Source organism: Streptomyces sp. NPDC091377, from assembly GCF_044757045.1.
Lineage (GTDB): Bacteria > Actinomycetota > Actinomycetes > Streptomycetales > Streptomycetaceae > Streptomyces.
On record NZ_JBIVUE010000015.1, the window covers coordinates 141,150 to 159,001 of the forward strand.

A 17,852-nucleotide genomic window follows, 5' to 3' on the forward strand; every position below is an offset into this window, starting at 1 on the left:
CGGTGAACGACGGGTCGGGAGGATTCCGGCAGGCGCTGATCGCCTGGGCGGTGGGCGGTACCGGCGCGGGTACGGGCGAGGCCGCCGTACGGGCCCGGGAGCTGTCGGACGGGGTACGGACCGTCGTGCTGGTCGAGGGGACCAGTGATCGGGCCGCGCTGGCGGCGCTGGCCGCGCGCCACGGCCGTGACCTCGACGCGGAGGGTGTCGTGGTGGTCCCGATGGGCGGCGCCACCAACATCGGCCGCTTCCTGGACGTGTGCGGTCCGCCCGGACTGGGGCTGCCGCTGGCCGGGCTGTGCGACCTCGGCGAGGAACGGCACTTCCGGCGCCATCTGGAACGGGTGGGGCTGGGTACGGGGCTCACCCGGGACGGGCTGGAGGCGCTCGGGTTCGAGCTGTGCGTCGCCGACCTGGAGGACGAGCTGATCCGGGCGCTGGGCGCCGACGGTGTGGTCGAGGTGATCGACGCGCAGGGCGAGAGCCGCCCCTTCCACACCTTCCAGGGGCAGCCCGCCCAGCGCGGACGCCCGGTCGACCACCAGTTGCGCCGCTTCATGGGCACCCACGCGGGCCGCAAGACGCTCTACGCGCACGCCATGGTGGACCGTCTGTCCCTGGACCGGGTGCCGCGCCCGCTGGACCGCTTGCTGGCCCGCGTCTGAGAACCCCGGCGACCGGGGGGCGGGGGGCGGGGGCGGCGTGCGACGACCGGCGTGCGGTGAGCGCGCGGCGTGCGGCGTGCGGTCAGCGCGCGGCGGCCAGCATCGCCGCGGCGATCGGCTCGACCGAGCCGGGGTGCAGATCGAGGAAGAGATGCGGCTCCACCAGCTCCAGCTCCATCACACAGGGCTCCCCGTCGGCCCCGTCCACGAGGTCGACCCGGGCGTACAGCAGCCCGGAAGCGCCAGGCACGGCGGCCAGCGCCCGCTCGGCGAGGGTGCGCTCGGCGCCGGTCGGCGTCCAGGGCTCCACGCCCGGGTGCGGGACCTTGCGCTCGTCGTAGGCGGTACCCCGGGCGAGGACCGGGCCCTTGCGGATGGCGTGGCGCAGGGTGCCGCCGTAGAAGACCAGGGCGCGTTCGCCGGTGGTGTCGATGGCGTCGACGTACGGCTGGATCATCGCCGTGAAGCCGTCGGCGTGCATGCGCTCCAGTTGGCGTACGGCGGTGGCGTGCCGGTCGGGGGTGTAGCGGGCGGCGAGCCGGGCACCCGCGCCGGAGGTCGGCTTGACGACGTACTCGTGCCCGTCCGGCAGGTCGGCGGGCTCGCCGGGGGCGAGGTAGCGGGTCGGGACGGTGGGTATCCCGGCGGCGGCGAGGTCTCCCAGGTACCGCTTGTCGACGTTCCAGCGCACGATCTGCGCCGGGTTGGCCAGCCGGGTGGCCCGCCCGCAGCGCTCGGCCCAGTCGAGGAACTCCGCCGCGCGCCAGCTGTAGTCCCAGGTGGAGCGGATGACGGCGAGATCGAACCCGCCCCAGTCCACGTCCGGGTCGTCCCATGCGACACCCTGCGCCTCGGCGCCCGCCGCCCGCAGGGCCTCCAGCAGCACCGGCAGATCGGGATCGGCCACGACGTCGGCCCCGGGACGACTGGTGACAAGCGCAATCCGAGCCACGAAGGCCCCCTCCTAGACCAGGAACAACAGCGGGCAGGCTAACAACCCGGGGACGGGGAGGCATCCGAGAATCCACGGGGCCGGACCGTGCTTGACCTTCACCCTCGGGCAGGCGTGAGCATCGGGTGTGGAAGCGGAGGAGGATCCAGGTGGAGCACATGCTGACGATCGGGGCGTTCGCCAGGGCGTCCCGGCTGTCGCCGAAGGCGTTGCGACTGTACGACGCACTCGATCTGCTGCGTCCCGCCCGGGTCGACCCGGAGACCGGCTACCGGTACTACGCGCCCACCCAGCTCGAACGCGCCCGCCTCGTGGCCTGGCTGCGCCGACTCGGGATGCCGCTCGCGCGGATCCGTGAGGTGGGCGACCTGCCGGCGGCCGACGCGGCACGGGAGATCCGGGCGTTCTGGGCGCGGGTCGAGGCGGAGACGGCCGAGCGGCGCGACCTGGCGGCCTTCCTGGTGGACCACCTCCTGACCCGACCCAGGACCCGACCCCGGAAGGACCTCACCATGACCTCCCCTCGCACCCCTCTCGCCCTGCGCTACGCCGCCCACTCCGACCGGGGCCGGGTACGCCCCGCCAACCAGGACACCGCGTACGCCGGGACCCGGCTGCTCGCGGTCGCCGACGGCTACGGCCCGACGGGCGGCCCGGCGAGCACGGCGGCCGTGGAGACCCTGAAGGAACTGGAGGGACTGGAGGAGTCCGCGGTCCCCGCGGGCGAGGTGCTCAACCTGCTGGAGACGGCGGTACGGGACGCCTCGGTAGCCGTCCAGAACGCCACCGAGGCCCAGGAGGCCCAGGAGGCGCCCGACGCGGGGACCACCCTGACCGCGATGCTCTGGACCGGCTCCCAGCTCGCCCTCGTCCACATCGGGGACTCGCGGGCGTATCTGCTGCGCGACGGCGGGCTGTTCCGGATCACCCACGACCACACCGTCGTCCAGTCGATGGTCGACGAGGGCCGACTGACCCCGGAGGAGGCCACCAGCCACCCCCAGCGCGCCCTGCTCCTCAACTCCCTCACCGGCACCGGCCCCACCACCGCCCCCGACCTCCACCTCCACGACGCCCACCCCGGCGACCGCTACCTCCTGTGCTCCGACGGCCTGTCCACCGTCGTCCCGGACGCCGTCATCCGCACGACCCTCACCACCGCCGCGACCCCCCAGTCCGCCGTCCACACCCTGGTCACCACCGCCAACGAGGCAGGCGGCCCGGACAATGTGAGCTGCGTGGTGGCGGAGGTGACGACGACACCGGTCGACTGAGCACGGTCGGGGCCGCCGCGAAACGAACCTCTTCCCCGTGGTGGGGAGAGACGCTCGACTCAGTAGGCGGTCGCGGGCGGAGCCAAAGGGGCGATCTCCCGGTCGAAGAAGTCGTGGAAGTCGTCCCCGCGCTCGTACAACGCGTCGAACCCGGCGGATGTCTCCTGGATCAGTGCGGGGTCGGAGAAGCGACGCGCTCCCATCGCATTCCCGTCGTCGTCGTAGAGCACCTCGTACATGGCGGCGTCCCCGAGGATCACGACCTCCGGTACCGGGCGATCCTTCTCGATGTCCGAGATCTTCCGCGCATCGAGCACCCTGATGTTGTCACCCAGCTCCACGCGCAGACGCAGCACGAAAAACTCCCATTGCACATACGGGGTGACGGGGAATTCCACCACACGCAGGCGGCGTTGCAGAATGTTCAGCCGTGCCGCCTCGCGGAACTGCTCGGCGTAGACATCGCGCTTCTCCTGGACGAGTGAGATCGCCTGGTCCCATTCGCCGGCGGCGAAGGCTTCCCAACTGGCGAATCCGCGCTCCTTGAAATTCTGCCCTCGTTCCAGCTTGTTCAGGTACTCAATTCCGGCTGAGTAGGCCCGCCGGAAGTCCGCGTGGTACGCGGAGCGATCCATGCGTTCCGAAACGCCGAGCGGGAAGGAATCAAACATTCGGGATATCCGGTTTCGCCGCGATCAACATGTTCCTCGGGATGACTACGAGCCGTTCGTCCGCGCCTACGGAGACCCCTGGTGGCAGCTTCTCGCCCAGGGAGCCGGTGAGATCCCGGCCCACGACTGCGATGTCCCCGTTCTCCAACTCCCAGATATCGGGGCAGTCAGGATTATCGGTCGTATTGCCCAGCTCCTGCGGGGATTTCCCCAGTCGCCGCTTGAATGTCGTGGCCGGATCGGCTTCCCATGGCCTGGTCATGACCACCCGCCCCCTCGGTTGGGCCAGAGGTCACCACCGTAACACTCAGCGCATCGAGCGGATATGCCATAAACGGACGCGGTGGAGGTGAAGCAGGGGCTGGTCCCTTGTTGTCCCCTCCGACTCAAGGGTGCGACCATACATAGTCGCAGGACAGGAAGGGTATTCGATAGTTCGGCATATAGTCCGAACATTCGTAAATTCCGGTCAGGGGGAACTGTGGACCCGCAGACGGCTCTCCTCGCGCAGAGCGCTGGAGTCACACCGGTCACCTTGCACGCCACCGGGTCCGGCCGGGCCCGGATCCATCAGGCGGGGCGCGACCAGCACATCACAGAGCGATGACAGGCGACATGGACGGCCACGCCGAGGACCGTGGCCGTGTGTATCAAGCGTCGGGCGACCAGCACATCAGCGAGCACCACCACTACGGCGACGAGGCGAACACGTCCCTCGGACCCGACTCGGTGCGCCGACCGGCGGTGGGCAGGCCCCCCGCTGTACTGCGGGACCGCTTCGAGGTGCTGGAACGCCTGCGGGCGAGTGTGCGTGCGGGGCGCGGCGGACAGGTGTACGTGCTGTACGGCATGGGCGGCTGCGGCAAGACCGCGGTCGCCTACACACTCTTCCAGCAGGCCGTCGGCGCGTACGGCAGGGTCGGTCTCTGGGTCAGCGCCGCCGACCGCGCGAGCCTGCGCGCCGGAATGCTCGCCGTCGCGGCCGACCGGGGAGCCGACGACGGCGAACTGCTCGCCGCCCGCAACGGACTGCGCCCGGCCGCGGACCTGGTCTGGCAGTACCTCGACCGCTCCGCGGAGCCCTGGCTGCTGGTCCTGGACAACGCCGACCACCCCGAGATCCTCCGGGACGGCAGTTGGCTGCGCACCAGTCGGGGCGGCACGGTCGTGGTGACGACCCGCCGCTCCGCTCCCCGCTGGTGGCCGGGGGCCGAGCTGCAACACATCGGGGTACTGCCGCGCGACGACGCGGCGCGAGTGCTGTGCGACCTCGCCCCGCACAGTGGCACACGGGAGCAGGCGGCGGAGATCGCGGAACGCCTCGGCCGGTTGCCGCTCGCCCTCACCCTGGCCGGCGGTTTCCTCTCCCAACAGGTGCTCGATCCATGGACGATGGAGACGTACGGGCGCCACTTGGACGACGAGGAACGGGTCGGACTCATCGACCAGGGAGCCGATGCCCTGTCGGAGGAGGACCCACGGCACCTGGTCGGCCTGACGTGGCAACTGACTCTCGACGCCTTCGAGGCCCGAGGTCTGCCGGAGGCGACCGCCCTGCTGAGACTGCTGTCCCGCTTCGCCCCCGAACCACTGCCGTTGTCCTTGCTCAACCGAGCCGAGATCAGTGGCGTCCTGCCCCGCGCCCGATGCGAGACCGCGCTGAGGGCACTGCTCGACCAATCGCTGACGGAGCTGGTGGACGTCGGGGAGCGGTGCGCACAGAGCCACGGGGTGCTGCTCGACAGCGTCGCGACGGCGACTCCGCCGGACCGGTTGCCCGCCCTCGACGCGACCGCTGTGCGCCTCCTGGACCGGGCCGTCGCCGTGGTCCCCGACGCGGGCCCGTACGATCCACTGCTCGGGCTGCTGGTGCCGCACGGGCTCGCCCTGCTACGACGCGTCCACGACCCGCGTCCCCTGGCCGACGCCCTGGCCGTGGTGACCCGGCTGTCCGTCGCCCTGCACCGCACCGGGGAGTACCTGTCCGCCTGGGAGACGGCCCGAACCGCGGCGGACCTGGCCGAGCGCAGGCTGGGCGAGGAGCACCGTCTCGTGCTGGCAGCCCGTTCCCGGGCCGGTCGCGCGCTGTTCCGGCTGGGCCGGTACGACGAGGCCGAGGAGTTACTCGAAAGGGTTCGCGCGGTTCAGGAGCAGCGGTTCGGGACGGATGATCCGGACACCTTGGACAGCGGTCACGGCCTTCAACTGGTGCTCGGAAATCTGGGCAGCCGGGACGCGGCCGTTGCCCGGCTCCGGGCCACGATCGCCGGCCGGAGCAGAGCCCTGGGGCCGACCCATCCCCTGACGCTGCGCTCCCGCTCCAGCCTGCTGGTCCTGCTGCCCGCCGCGGAGGCCGCCGCCGAGGACCACGGTGGGCTCCTGGCCCTGCCGTCGGAATGTGCCCGTCATCTGGGCCCCGACCACACGGTGACGCTGGGAGCGCACCACAACCACGCCTGGGCGCTGTACCAGTTGGGCCGCCTCGACGAGGCCGACGAGGAGATCGGGCTGGTCACGGAGGGGTACGGGCGACGCTTCGGACCCGACTACCCGATCGCGCTCGCGGCCCGGCAACTCCACGCCCGGACCCAGGCCGCACGCGGCCACGTGGACACGGCGATCGAGGTGATGACGGATGTCCTGGCCCGGCGGGAACGCGGCCTCGGCCCGGACCATCCCTTCACGGTCGCGAGCCGGGCACTGCTGCGTGAGTTCACGTCGGGGGGCGAGGCGTAGGGCGTGGCTCAGCCCGGGTGAGGGGGGTACGTTGCGGAACGAGCGGACGACACGGCCCGACAGCCGGGCACCGCACCAGACGAACCGCAGCACGACGAACCGCAGCACGACGAACCGCAGCACGACGAACCGCAGCACGACGAACCAAGGAGTACGACACGTGTCCTCACTCTTCCCGGCCCTCGTCCAGGCTTCCGCCGATCGGCCCGCCGTGCGGTTCGGTGAGCGGGCTCTCGGTTATGGCGGGCTCGCCGCCGCCGCGGGGGCCGTCGCCGTGCGGGTGCGTGGGGCGCGGCGGGTCGCCGTCTGGGCCACCTCGGAGTTGGAGACCGCCGTCGCGGTCGTGGGGGTGCTCGGCGCGGGGGTCACCGCCGTACCGCTGAACCCCCGGTCGGGTGAGCGAGAGCTGGGGCACATCCTGGGCGACAGCGCCCCGGACGCCGTCCTCACCGCGCCCGGCGCCCCGCTTCCCGCCGCGCTCGACGGGGTGCCGCGTATCGAGGTCGACGTGCGGGCGGAGGGGCCCGCGCCGGAGGACTCCGCCGATGACTCCGCGCCCGCGCTGATCGTCTACACCTCCGGCACCACCGGGCCGCCCAAGGGCGCGGTCCTGTCCCGCCGGGCCGTCTCCGCCACCCTGGACGCCCTGGCCGACGCCTGGCAGTGGACGGACGCGGACGTGCTGGTGCACGCGCTGCCGCTGTTCCATGTGCACGGGCTGGTCCTCGGCATCCTCGGCCCGTTGCGGCGCGGCGGTTCGGTGCGGCACCTCGGGCGGTTCGACACGGCGGGTGTCGCGCGCGAGCTGGGCGGCGGCGCGACGATGCTGTTCGGGGTGCCGACGATGTACCACCGGATCGCCGAGGCCCTCCCCGGCGACCCGGCGCTGGTGAAGGCGCTCGCCGGGGCCCGGCTGCTGGTCTCCGGTTCGGCCGCGCTGCCCGTCCACGACCACGAGCGGATCGCCGCCGCGACCGGCCGCCGGGTGATCGAGCGGTACGGCATGACGGAGACGCTGATGAACACCAGCGTGCGGGCGGACGGCGAGGCCCGCCCCGGCACCGTCGGCGTACCGCTGCCCGGCGTGGAGCTGCGGCTGGCGGGGGACGACGGGGCGCCGGTCGCGGCGTTCGACGGGGAGAGCGTCGGGGAGATCCAGCTGCGCGGGCCGAATCTCTTCACGGAGTACCTCAACCGGCCCGACGCCACCGCCGACGCCTTCACCGCCGACGGCTGGTTCCGCACCGGCGACATGGCCGTACGCGACCCCGACGGCTATGTGCGCATCGTCGGCCGCAAGGCCACCGACCTCATCAAGAGCGGCGGCTACAAGATCGGCGCCGGGGAGATCGAGAACGCGCTGCTGGAGCATCCGGGAGTGCGGGAGGCCGCCGTCACCGGGGAGCCGGACCCCGACCTGGGGGAGCGGATCGTCGCCTGGATCGTCCCGGCGGACCCCGGGGCGCCGCCCGCCGACGAGGAGTTGGCCGACCACGTGGCCCGCCGGCTCGCCCCGCACAAGCGCCCCCGGGTGATCCGCCGGCTCGACGCCCTGCCCCGCAACGACATGGGCAAGATCCTGAAGCGGGCCCTCCCCGATGGCTGACCGGCTGTCCGCCCGTGCCTTCCTCGCCCTCGTCACCGACGACTTCACCGAACTCGCGTCGGTCATGCGGGAGTACGGCCCCGACGGGCCGCTCGCCTGGCACGGCTACGACGCCTCCCGCGCCCGCGCGGCGGCCCGTACCGGCGAGGACGAGTCCGTCGTCTGCGGCACCGGGCGCGTCGAGGGCACCCCGGCCGTGCTGATCGCCTTCGAGTTCGGGTTCCTCGGGGGCTCGCTCGGCGCGCGGACCGGGGACCGGCTGGAGGCGGCGTACACGTACGCGCGGGCGCACCGGCTGCCCGTCGTACCGCTGATCGCGACGGGCGGGAGCCGGATGCAGGAGGGGATGGTCGCGCTCAGCCAACTCCAGCGGGTGGCCCGGCAGTCGGTGCTGACCCGGGCCGCCGGGCTGCCCCAGATCGCGGTGCTGCGCGATCCGACGACCGGCGGCGGCTGGGCCACGCTGGGCGCGGGCGCCGACGTGATCCTGGCGCTGCCGGGCGCCCAGGTCGGCTTCGCGGGCTCGCGGGTGCGTCCACCGGACGCGGATCCGGCGGCGTACACGGCCGAGGCCCAGGTGGCGGCGGGAGCGGCGGACGCCGTCGTGGCGCCGGACGCCCTGCGCGCGGTCCTCGGGCGCTGGCTGCGCCTGCTGGGACCGTCCTCCCGGCGTCCCTCGCCCTCGTCCGCCGAGCACGACACGCCCTGCGCCCCGTGCCTTCCGCCCGCTCCCCCGCCCGTCCCGCTCGGCGCCGGCGGTCTGCCCGCCACCGGGTGGGAGGCGGTGGTGCGGGCCCGTGCTGCCGGGCGTCCGCGGGCCGGGCGCTATCTGGACGCCTACTTCACCGAGCGGGCGGCGATCAGCGGGGACCGCTGTGGCGGCACCGACCCGGAGGGCATGCTGTGCGGCTTCGGCGCGCACGACGGCCGTACGGTCGCGTACGCGGCGCAGACCGGGGCGGCGACCCGGCCCGCCGGTTACCGCACCGCGGCCCGGCTGATCCGGCTCGCGGGAAGGCTGGGCGTCCCGGTGCTGACGCTGGTGGACACACCGGGCGCGGCGAACGACGCGGAGGCGGAGCGGCAGGGAGCGGGCGCGGCCATCGCGGAGGTGTTCGAGGCGGTGGCCGCCGCGCGTACGCTGGTGACCACGCTGGTGATCGGGGAGGGCGGTTCGGGCGGGGCACTGGCGCTGGCGGCGCCCGAGCGCACCTATGTCGTCCCGGACGGCTACTTCTCGGTCATCGCGCCCGAACTGGCCGCGCAGATCCTGAAGCGGGGACCGGCGGAGACACGGGCCACGGCGGATCAACTCCGGCTCCGGCCGCAGGACTTGGCGGAGCTGGGGCTGGCCGAGGCGGTGGAGGCGGAGCCAGGCGGGCCAGCCCCCGTTTGAGCGGGACCGAACAAACGAGCAGGTGTTCCCTGGAACAGGTGATCGTCACCCGTGAGGTGGCATTCGACTCATGTGATTGACGATACTTACGGTGCGCGAGCGACGGGCTGCAGACCGTGACGGAGCGCAGGTCCCATCACCGTGCCAAGGGTGCTCCACGCACCCCTGGCGCCACCGCAAGGAGAAAGCACGATCATGAACCTTCTCACCGACATCCTCGCCGGCCTCATCCACTTCGTCGGCTGGCTGGTCTGACGGTCCGAAGAGCCCGCGGCGCCGCCTCCCCGTCCCAGGGGGGCGGCGCCGTCCGCGTTGCGCGGCCCGTCCGCCGCCCCGCCCCCGCCCCCGCCCCGTGACGGCGGGTCCCGCCACATTGACGCGACATCCGCAAGTCCGCTCCGTAAGAATGGAGTTCGGCAGGACACCTGGACCACGGGGGAGCGAGCGGCGCATGGACAGTCTGCTGGAGTTCAAGACGGAGGACGGCGCGCTGGTCGTCGTGGAGAGCGCGGACGACGACCCCGGCGCGCGGCTCATCTCCCGCGGTGACGGCCCCGCCCAGGCCGCCCGCACCTTCGAGAGCGCCCTCGGCGGGGTGCGGGCGGCGGCCGAGTCGGCGCTGCGGGTGTTCCGCGACGGGGCGCTGCGACCCGACGCGGTGGAGCTGGAGTTCGGGGTGAAGCTGAGCGCGGAGACCGGCGCGGTGATCGCCAAGGGGGCGGCCGAGGGCCATCTCGTGGTGCGGCTCAGCTGGTCACCGGGGACGGCACGGGACGCCGGGCGGGACCCGGCGCAGGACAGCGGGCAGGACACCGGAGCGCCGGGGGCGGGACCGCACGCGGACGCCGGGCGCGGGCCGTCCGCCGGGCAGGCGTGAAGGCGGCGCGAGGACGGTATGAGGAACACCGCCTGGCACGCCAGGATCGAGTGCGGCCGAGAGGTCGGCGCGGGCTTCCTGGTCTCCGCGCGGCACCTGCTGACCTGCGCTCATGTCGTACAGGCCAGTGAGATGACCGGGGTGACGGTGAGTTTCCCGGGCCGCCGGGACCTCGGCGGCATCACCGCGTCCGTGGCCGTGCACGGCGGCTGGCGGGGCGGCGCCGCCGACCCCGGCGACCTGGCCGTGCTGGAACTGGACCGCGAAGTGCCGCAGACGCCCGCCGCGTTCGCCCCGCCGGGCGCCGAGCACGGCAGCCCCGAACTGGTCGCCTACGGCTTCCCCAAGGGCCACGACGAGGGCATGCTCGCCTCCTACCGGGCACTGCCGGGCCCGCTGATCTCCGACGAGTGGGTGCAGTTGGAGGCCCTCACCGCGCACGGCCAGCCGCTCGCCGCCGGATTCAGCGGGGCGGCGGTGGCCCGGGCCGACGGCACGGTGGTCGGGATGGTCACGGCGGTCGCCGGCGCCCGGGACGTCCGGGTGGGCCGGATGCTGCCCGTCGAGGTGATGGCCCGCTACTGGGCCGAGCTGGGCGAACTGGTCCCCACCGAGGGCCACGACACCGGGACCCGGCGGCGTCTGTACACCCTGGTGCGCGAGGCGGAACGGGCCGCACTGCCGTACCGCCCGGACCAGTTGTACGTGGACGCGGTCGGGGACTTCGGGCCGCCCCTGCCCCCGGACGGCTTCGACTCGCTGGCGCGGGCGGCGGCGTACGTCCAGCTGGAGGTGCCGGACGCGCAGGCGGTGACCCGGTTCGCGGACCGGCTGGAGGCGCTGCTCAGGCCCGCGCCCCCGGCCGCGCCCCGCACCCCGGGCACCTGGTCGCCGATCGTCGTGGAGATCGGGCACAGCGGGGCCGGCGCCGACCAGGTCACCGTGGAGGTCTTCGCCTACCGCGACGGACACCGCCGCCCGGTGGGCGCCCACCGGCTGCCGCGGGGGCAGGTGCGGACGTTCGTCCAACAGCGTATCGACGAGGCGTTCACCCAGCTCGCGCCGGACGCCGAGGAACTGGTCACCTTCGTCCTGCCCCGTGAGTGGCTGAACGAGCCGGTGGCCCGCTGGGCGTGCAGCGACGACGACCCCACCCCGCTGGGCTCCGCCTACCCGCTGGTGGTGGCCGACCGCGCCCGGCACCGCAGCGGGCGGCTGCGCCACCAGCTCGCCAAGAAGTGGCAGCGGCTCGACGGCGAGGACGGCACCGCCGCGCACCCCGTCGCCTGCGACACCCCCGAGCACCCGCCGAGCCTGCGCAAACGGCTGCGGGACCGGGACACCGGCCTGGCCGCGTACGCCACCGCGCCCGACGCGGCCAAGGAGCACTTCGACGCGGGCCTCAACGCCCCCGTGCCGGTGCTGCTGTGGCCGAGGGCGGGCTGCACCGGCATACGCCACCCGGGACCCTGCGAGGGCGGGGCGTTCCTGGCCGAGGTCGCCGACTCCGTCGCCCAGGTGCCGCCCGCGCAGCTCCCCCGCCATGTGCTCGACCTGCGGGAGACGGCGGAGGCGGCCGACCGGCCGGACCGGCACTGGGCGTACGACGTCCAGTTGCTCTGGGACGACCCGCGCTGCTTCCCCGAACCGGCCGCCAGCCGCCACTCACCGGTGGCCTGAACGAGAGACCGACCCGGCCGACCGCCGGGGACCGAGCGAGGAAGAGGACGAAGGACCCATGCCCCTGTGGCCCGTCTACACCGGTACGAACGCGCCGCACGACGGCATCGGGAAGCTGCCCCCGCCGCCGCCGTGGCGGGCCTTCGACGGCGGCCCGCTGCTCGACGCGCCGGACGAGGCCGAGGACCCCTCGGCGGGCTCCCCCGACCGCACCCACCGCGCCGAGACCTACCAGGCCACCCCGGAGACCGTGCAACTGGTCAACGCGGCGCTCTATCTGCGCCGCCCGCTGCTGGTCACCGGACCGCCCGGCACCGGCAAGTCCTCACTGGCGTACGCGGTCGCCCGGGAGCTGCGGCTCGGCCCGGTCCTGCGCTGGAACATCACCAGCCGCAGCACCCTGCACGACGGGCTCTACCAGTACGACCCGCTGTCCCGGCTGTACGCGGCCCGGCGGGCGGTGGCCGTGTCCGCCCCGGAGCAGCGCCACGCCCCCGCGACGGACACCCCGGGGACGGACGTCGAGAACCATCTGCGGCTCGGCCCGCTCGGCACCGCGCTCCTGCCCCACGCCACCCCCCGCGCCCTGCTGATCGACGAGATCGACAAGAGCGACCTCGACCTCCCCAACGACCTGCTGAACGTGCTGGAGGAGGGCCAGTACGAGATCCCCGAGCTGGTACGGGCCGCCCGGGACACCCCCACCGCCCAGGTCCTCGCCGACGGCACCGACGCGCGGGTGCCCGTCCAGCGGGGGCGGGTGCGCTGCGCCGCGTTCCCGTTCGTGGTGCTGACCAGCAACGGTGAGCGCGAGTTCCCGCCCGCGTTCCTGCGCCGCTGTGTCACCCTGCGGCTGCGGCAGCCCGACGACCGGCATCTCGCGGACATCGTCCGCGCACACCTCGGGGCCCCCGACGCGTACGCGCAGCAGCTGATCGAGCGGTTCCTGTCCCGGGTGGGCGGCGGCGACCTCGCCACCGATCAGCTCCTCAACGCCATCTACCTGGCCCGCGCCTCTGACCTGGGCACCGAGTCGCTCGACGAACTGGCCGAGCGGCTGATGCCGTATCTGGGCCGGGATCCACAGGCCGATGCCTTCTGAGCCACCGGGCCACGACCCGTCACCGCTCTCCCGTCTCGCCGCCCTGCTGGCCGAGGCGTCCTCCGGCGACCGCCCGGCCCCGCGCGAACTGGCCGAACTGCTCTGGCTCGCCGGGCACATGGAACCCGAGCGGCGGCAGCAGGAGCCCGGCGCGGCGGAAGGCGAACCACCGCCGCCCACCCCGCGACCCCCCGTCCGGGACACCGCCCCGCCCCCGGCGCCACCCCCCGCCCCCGAGCGGCCGGGGCCCCCGGGGCGGCCGGAGAAGCCCGCGCCCCCACGGGCCCCGCTCCACCTCCCCGCTCCCGCGTCCACCCCGGCCGCGACCGGCCCCCGGCACGCCTCGCTGCTCGCCCCGGCGCCCCCGATGCTGCGGCATCCGCTCGGACTGCAACGGGCACTGCGTCCGCTGAAGCGGTGGGCCGACGCCCCGGAGGGCCGGGAACTGGACGAGCGGGCCACCGCCGAGCGCATCGCCCGGCTCGACGCCGACCCCCGCTGGTGGCTGCCGGTGCTGCGCCCCGCCCGGGAACGCTGGCTGCGGCTGCACCTGGTGCACGACACCGGCCCCACGATGCCGGTGTGGCGGCCCCTCGTACGCGAACTGCACAGCGCGCTCGCCCAGTCCGGGGTCTTCCGCACGGTCACCCTGCACCGCGCCGAACCCGACGGCACGGTCCGGGGCCATGCCGCGCACGCCCCCGCCGACGGACGGACCGTCACCCTGCTCATCAGCGACTGCACGGGCCCCCAGTGGCGCAAGGGCCCGGCCGCCGACCGCTGGTACCCGACCCTGCGCCGCTGGGCGCGGCGGATGCCGCTCGCCGTGATCCAGCCGCTCCCGGAGCACCTGTGGCGGGACACGGCCCTGCCGACCACACCCGGCCGCCTCACCGCGCCCCACCCGGCGGCCCCGGCGACGACCCTGGCCTTCACCCCGTACGACGCCCCGGACCCGGAGGTGGTCGACGGCGCGTTCCCGCTGCCGGTGCTGGAGCCGGAGCCGGGCTGGCTGGCGAACTGGGCGGCGCTGGTGGCGGCGCCCGGCGGCACCGCGTACCCGGCGGCGGTGGCGCTCCTCGGCCGCACCCCGCCCGACGGCGCCGGCGGCACGGACCTGGCCCGGCTCAGCCCGGAGGAACTGGTGCTGCGTTTCCGCGCGTCGGCGTCGCCGCAGGCGTTCCGGCTGGCCGGGCATGTGGCGGTGGGTCGCCCCGAACTGCCGGTGATGCGACTGGTCCAGGCGGCCCTGGAACCCGAGCCGCGCCCCCAGCACCTCGCCGAGGTGATCCTCGGCGGGCTGCTGACGGCCACCGCCGGGCCGCCCGGCTCGTACGCGTTCCGGCCGGGGGTGCGGGAGGTGCTGCTGCGCGGGCTGCCGCGCACCGCCCGGGGCCGGACGACCGAGCTGCTGGACCGGGTGGGCGGGCTGATCGACAGCCGGGCGGGCCGGGCGCCGGGCGAGTTCACCGCGTCGACCCCGGCGGCGGACGGCACCCCGACGACGACGGACGGGGAGGCGTTCGCCACCGTCAGCCAGGACAGCGTCCGCCAGCTCGCCGGGCCGCTGTCGCTGCCGCGCGGACTGCGGCGCCGCTACCGGCCGGTGCGGCGGATCAGTGTCACGGGCGCGCTGTGGCAGGCGGAGGACACCGAGACCGGGCGGACGGTGGCACTGCGGCTGCACAGCAAGACCGCCGTGGGCTCCCGCACGGATGCCTTCCTGCGGGACGCCGAGCGGCTCCAAGGGCTGCGGCACCCGAATCTGACGGCCGTCCTCGACTTCGGTGTGGAGGATCAGACCCGGTACGTCGTCATGGAGCAGCTCGACGGCCTCGGGCTCAACACCCTGGCCGCGCCCAACGGCTACCTGCTGCCCGTCCCGCTGCTGGTCCGGCTCGGCGCCGAGCTGGCCGGCGGGCTCGCCGCCCTGCACGGCGCCGGGGTGTCCCACGGCTCGGTCGGCATGTCCCGGGTGGTGCTGCTGCCCGACGGCACCGCCAAGCTCAGCCTGTACCAGCCGGGCCGCAGCTCGGGCCCGGCCGGGCGCTCGGATGATCTGCGGGCGCTGGGCCGGACGCTGCTGCACCTGGCGTCCGGGACACCCCGGGTCCAGTCCCCCGTCGAACCGGGCGCGCTGCGCCATCTGCCGCCCGTGCTGCGGGACCGGTACGCCGACACCCTCACCCTGCTGCTGTCCGCGTCACTGGCCGACCAGGTGCGGGGACGGGAACGGCTCCGGGACCCGGCGTCGCGGGACACCGCGCGCCGCGGCCACCGGCCCCGCGACTACCGCCTCCTCGGCCCCCTGCGCGTCGACCCCGGCACCGGCGGCCCCGACCCCGACCTGCCTGCCGACCTCCGGGCCATGCTCGCCATGCTGCTGCTCAAGCCCGGCCGCACGGTCACCCACGACGAACTGCGCTGGGGCATGTGGCACACGGCCGACGAGCCGAAAAACGCCCTGTCCGCCCTCGGCGCCGCGGCCTCCCGGCTGCGTACCGCGCTCGCCCCCACCGCCGCCGTCGCCACCCGCGCCGACGGCTACGCCCTGCACACCAGCGAGGACCGGGTGGATGTCGTCCGGTGCGAGGATCTCGTACGGCGGGCCGAGCAGACCCGCGCGGCGGGCGACCTGGCGACGGCCCGCGCGCAGATCGCCGAGGCGCTCGGCCTGTGGCGCGGCGAGACCCCGCTCGACGGTGTCCCGGGACCGGCCGCCGAGACCGCCCGCACCCGGCTGCTCCAGCTCCGGCTCGCCCTGTGCCGCACCCGCGCGGAACTCGACCTCGACCTGAACGACCTGGACAGCGCCACCGAGGACCTGGGCCGGCTGGTCCGTTCCCACCCGGCCCGCGAGGACTTCCGGCGGCTGTATCTGATCGCCCTGCGCCGCTCGGGTCTGCTCCAGGAGGCGCTCGACATAGTGGAGGAGTACGAACTCTCCGGCGGCCGGAGCCCCGACCTCCTCTCGCTCGGCCATGAACTCCGCGAGGACATGGGCCAGCCCCAGCCCGGCCCGTACGAGGCGGAACGGGGCAGCGGCCCGCCCGAGGACGATCCCTTCACCCACGAGGACACCTCGTTCTCCCGTTTCGAGGCCGAGGACGAGGCCGAGGCCGAGGACGCAGACGCGGTGGAACGCCCCCTGCCGAACGACGAGGTGCCGGAGAGCCTGTTCCCGGAGGAGACGGAGGAGACGGAGAGGGCGGAGAGGGCGGAGAGGCCGGAAAGGCCGGAAAGGGCGGAAAGGGCGGAGACGGCGGAAAGGGCGGAGAGAGCAGAGGGGACGGAGGAGGCGCAGGAGGCGGAGGAGGCGGAGGAGGCGCAGGAGACGGAGGAGCGAGACGGGCCGGTGGAACCGGAGCGGCCCGGCGGGTCGGACGCCGCCACGATCGTCGTCGAGTTCGCGGACGACCCCCCGGACCCGGACGCCCACGCCTTCCTCGGCCGCGCCCTCACCCGGCTGCTCGCGTCGGGCGGCCACAGCCCGGCCCGCTTCCCGGTGCGCGCGCACACCGAGGGCTGGTCCTTCCCGGCCGGTCCCGGCACCCCCGTACCCGAGGTGCTCCTGACCGCGATCGACGGCTTCCACGACCTCCTCCAGGAGCTGGGCGGGACCCGGCTGTGCCTGGTCCACGGCGTGGGCCCGGAGGAGTGGGACGCGGCCCGCACCGCCCTGGACCCCACCGGCGCCCATGGCATCGTCGTCATCCCGCAGACGATGCGGGAACACCTCGACGCGTCCCGGGGCGCCCTCCTGTACACCCTCCCGGAGCCCGTGCCGCCGCTGCCCGCCGTGCGGGGCCCGTACCCCTACCCGCCGTATCTGCCGGAGCCGTCGGCGGTGACACGGACGGTGTTCCACGACGCCGGGGGCTACTACGAGGTCGATCTGAGCGAGCGGCGGACGGTGCTCCAGGAGACCGTCCGCCCGGCGCGGGGACGGGACGCCCTCACCGCGCGGGGCGCGGCGTCATGGCGGATCCGGGTTCCCGGGCATGTCGTCCGGGACCCCGGCGTCGATGTCGACGCGGCCCTCCGCTCCCGGCTGGCCGAGGTGCTGCGGCAGCAGGCGGACCGGGCCGTCCCCACGACCACGGGGCTCGTGGAGGCGCTCACCGCGTCCAGCGTCCCCGGCTGCGAGGTGCGCTGGGACGTCTCCCTCCATCTCTCGGGGCCGCTGCGCACCGCCGTGGAGGCGCTGCGCCGGGTGGACGCCGTGGTCCTCGGCTTCGAGGGGACCCTCACCCGGCTCTACAGCGGCAGCGAACAGGCCGGGGCCGTCCGTGAACTGGTGGGGCTGATCACCGAGTTGCGGAACCCGGACGACGCGCTCGGCGGGGCCCCGCTGCCCCGCGCGGACGCCGAGCACACCCGGGACGGGCGACCGCACCCCCAGGATCTGCTGCGGACGTTCCACCGCACCCCCTACGCCCAGATACTGCACCTGCGCCTCGCCGGACTGGAGGCCGCCGCCCTGCGGGGCGCCAAGCCCTACCCCGACGCCGTGGCCTGCGTCCGCACCCTCGCCCGCAAGGGGCTGAAGCTGGCCGTGGTCACCGGCACGGCTCCGCAGCCCGCCGAGTCCCACCTCGACGGGCTGCGGCTGCTGGGGCTGATCACCGGCGGGGTCCACGGCCGGGACACCGGCGGCACCCCGCTGCCCCCGGACCCGACCCTCCTGAACCGCGCCATCGCCCGGCTGGGGGTCCCCCCGGAGCGCTGCCTGGTCATCGGCTCCACTAAGGCCGAGCAGACGGCGGCGCTGATAGAGGGCGCGCCCTTCCTCGACCTCGGCATGACGACCCTCCTCGAAGCCGCCCGCGGTCTGTGACACCGCATCAGCGAGCCGGGCCCACGCAAGCCCACCCAAGCCCACCCGAACCCGCC

The 17,852-nt window shown here is 74.4% G+C and carries 12 protein-coding genes; 9 read left to right on the forward strand and 3 right to left on the reverse strand.

All coding sequences use genetic code 11. The features are described 5' to 3' along the window. Positions 1-2: 2 nt before the first annotated feature. Positions 3-665 (forward strand): TOPRIM nucleotidyl transferase/hydrolase domain-containing protein, encoded by a 663-nt coding sequence (locus ACIQNG_RS28615; RefSeq protein ID WP_401488998.1) that lies wholly within the window; start codon positions 3-5, stop codon positions 663-665. Between the two features lie 82 nt (positions 666-747). Here the strand turns inward: ACIQNG_RS28615 and ACIQNG_RS28620 are convergent, their stop codons facing one another. Further along, entirely contained in the window at positions 748-1,617 is an 870-nt protein-coding gene (locus ACIQNG_RS28620) for a RimK family alpha-L-glutamate ligase (RefSeq protein WP_401489000.1), read from the reverse strand. A 158-nt stretch (positions 1,618-1,775) separates the two neighbouring features. On the opposite strand from ACIQNG_RS28620, the gene ACIQNG_RS28625 reads away from it, so the two are divergent. Then, positions 1,776-2,891, forward strand: coding sequence for a MerR family transcriptional regulator (locus tag ACIQNG_RS28625; protein ID WP_401489093.1), 1,116 nt, complete (start codon positions 1,776-1,778; stop codon positions 2,889-2,891). A gap of 59 nt (positions 2,892-2,950) precedes the next feature. On the opposite strand, the gene ACIQNG_RS28630 is transcribed toward ACIQNG_RS28625, so the two are convergent. Next, entirely contained in the window at positions 2,951-3,562 is a 612-nt protein-coding gene (locus ACIQNG_RS28630; RefSeq protein ID WP_401489002.1) for a DUF6879 family protein, read from the reverse strand. Then, complete coding sequence (locus ACIQNG_RS28635) at positions 3,555-3,824, reverse strand: hypothetical protein (RefSeq protein WP_401489003.1); 270 nt, start codon at positions 3,822-3,824, stop codon at positions 3,555-3,557. Before ACIQNG_RS28635 ends, ACIQNG_RS28630 begins: the two co-directional genes overlap by 8 nt. A 341-nt stretch (positions 3,825-4,165) precedes the next feature. On the opposite strand from ACIQNG_RS28635, the gene ACIQNG_RS28640 reads away from it, so the two are divergent. The 7 genes from ACIQNG_RS28640 (at position 4,166) to ACIQNG_RS28670 (ending at position 17,796) form a co-directional block, all read left to right on the forward strand. Next, positions 4,166-6,298, forward strand: a complete 2,133-nt coding sequence (locus tag ACIQNG_RS28640) for a tetratricopeptide repeat protein (protein ID WP_401489005.1) — start codon at positions 4,166-4,168, stop codon at positions 6,296-6,298. 160 nt (positions 6,299-6,458) lie between these two features. Beyond that, a complete protein-coding gene (locus ACIQNG_RS28645) occupies positions 6,459-7,904 on the forward strand; it encodes an acyl-CoA synthetase (RefSeq protein WP_401489007.1) in 1,446 nt (481 codons plus the stop codon). After that, positions 7,897-9,300, forward strand: a complete 1,404-nt coding sequence (locus ACIQNG_RS28650) for a carboxyl transferase domain-containing protein (RefSeq protein ID WP_401489009.1) — start codon at positions 7,897-7,899, stop codon at positions 9,298-9,300. The genes ACIQNG_RS28645 and ACIQNG_RS28650 overlap by 8 nt, the downstream gene beginning before the upstream one ends. A 451-nt stretch (positions 9,301-9,751) precedes the next feature. Next, on the forward strand, positions 9,752-10,177 hold the full coding sequence (locus ACIQNG_RS28655) for a CU044_2847 family protein (RefSeq protein WP_401489011.1): 426 nt from the start codon (positions 9,752-9,754) through the stop codon (positions 10,175-10,177). An 18-nt stretch (positions 10,178-10,195) separates the two neighbouring features. Further along, a complete protein-coding gene (locus ACIQNG_RS28660) occupies positions 10,196-11,857 on the forward strand; it encodes a trypsin-like peptidase domain-containing protein (RefSeq protein ID WP_401489013.1) in 1,662 nt (553 codons plus the stop codon). A gap of 58 nt (positions 11,858-11,915) precedes the next feature. Continuing rightward, entirely contained in the window at positions 11,916-12,959 is a 1,044-nt protein-coding gene (locus tag ACIQNG_RS28665; RefSeq protein ID WP_401489015.1) for an AAA family ATPase, read from the forward strand. Further along, positions 12,949-17,796 carry an SAV_2336 N-terminal domain-related protein gene (locus ACIQNG_RS28670; RefSeq protein ID WP_401489017.1) on the forward strand — a complete coding sequence of 1,616 codons (4,848 nt, stop codon included), beginning with the start codon at positions 12,949-12,951 and terminating at the stop codon, positions 17,794-17,796. The genes ACIQNG_RS28665 and ACIQNG_RS28670 overlap by 11 nt, the downstream gene beginning before the upstream one ends. Positions 17,797-17,852 lie beyond the last annotated feature (56 nt).

What these genes read in the sequence shown, in the direction of transcription:
- ACIQNG_RS28625 (WP_401489093.1), top strand. Translation starts at nt 1,776, where the DNA reads ATGCTGACGATCGGGGCGTTCGCCAGGGCGTCCCGGCTGTCGCCGAAG.
- ACIQNG_RS28630 (WP_401489002.1), bottom strand. Translation starts at nt 3,562, where the DNA reads ATGTTTGATTCCTTCCCGCTCGGCGTTTCGGAACGCATGGATCGCTCC.
- ACIQNG_RS28635 (WP_401489003.1), bottom strand. Translation starts at nt 3,824, where the DNA reads ATGACCAGGCCATGGGAAGCCGATCCGGCCACGACATTCAAGCGGCGA.
- ACIQNG_RS28640 (WP_401489005.1), top strand. Translation starts at nt 4,166, where the DNA reads ATGACAGGCGACATGGACGGCCACGCCGAGGACCGTGGCCGTGTGTAT.
- ACIQNG_RS28650 (WP_401489009.1), top strand. Translation starts at nt 7,897, where the DNA reads ATGGCTGACCGGCTGTCCGCCCGTGCCTTCCTCGCCCTCGTCACCGAC.
- ACIQNG_RS28655 (WP_401489011.1), top strand. Translation starts at nt 9,752, where the DNA reads ATGGACAGTCTGCTGGAGTTCAAGACGGAGGACGGCGCGCTGGTCGTC.
- ACIQNG_RS28660 (WP_401489013.1), top strand. Translation starts at nt 10,196, where the DNA reads ATGAGGAACACCGCCTGGCACGCCAGGATCGAGTGCGGCCGAGAGGTC.
- ACIQNG_RS28665 (WP_401489015.1), top strand. Translation starts at nt 11,916, where the DNA reads ATGCCCCTGTGGCCCGTCTACACCGGTACGAACGCGCCGCACGACGGC.
- ACIQNG_RS28670 (WP_401489017.1), top strand. Translation starts at nt 12,949, where the DNA reads ATGCCTTCTGAGCCACCGGGCCACGACCCGTCACCGCTCTCCCGTCTC.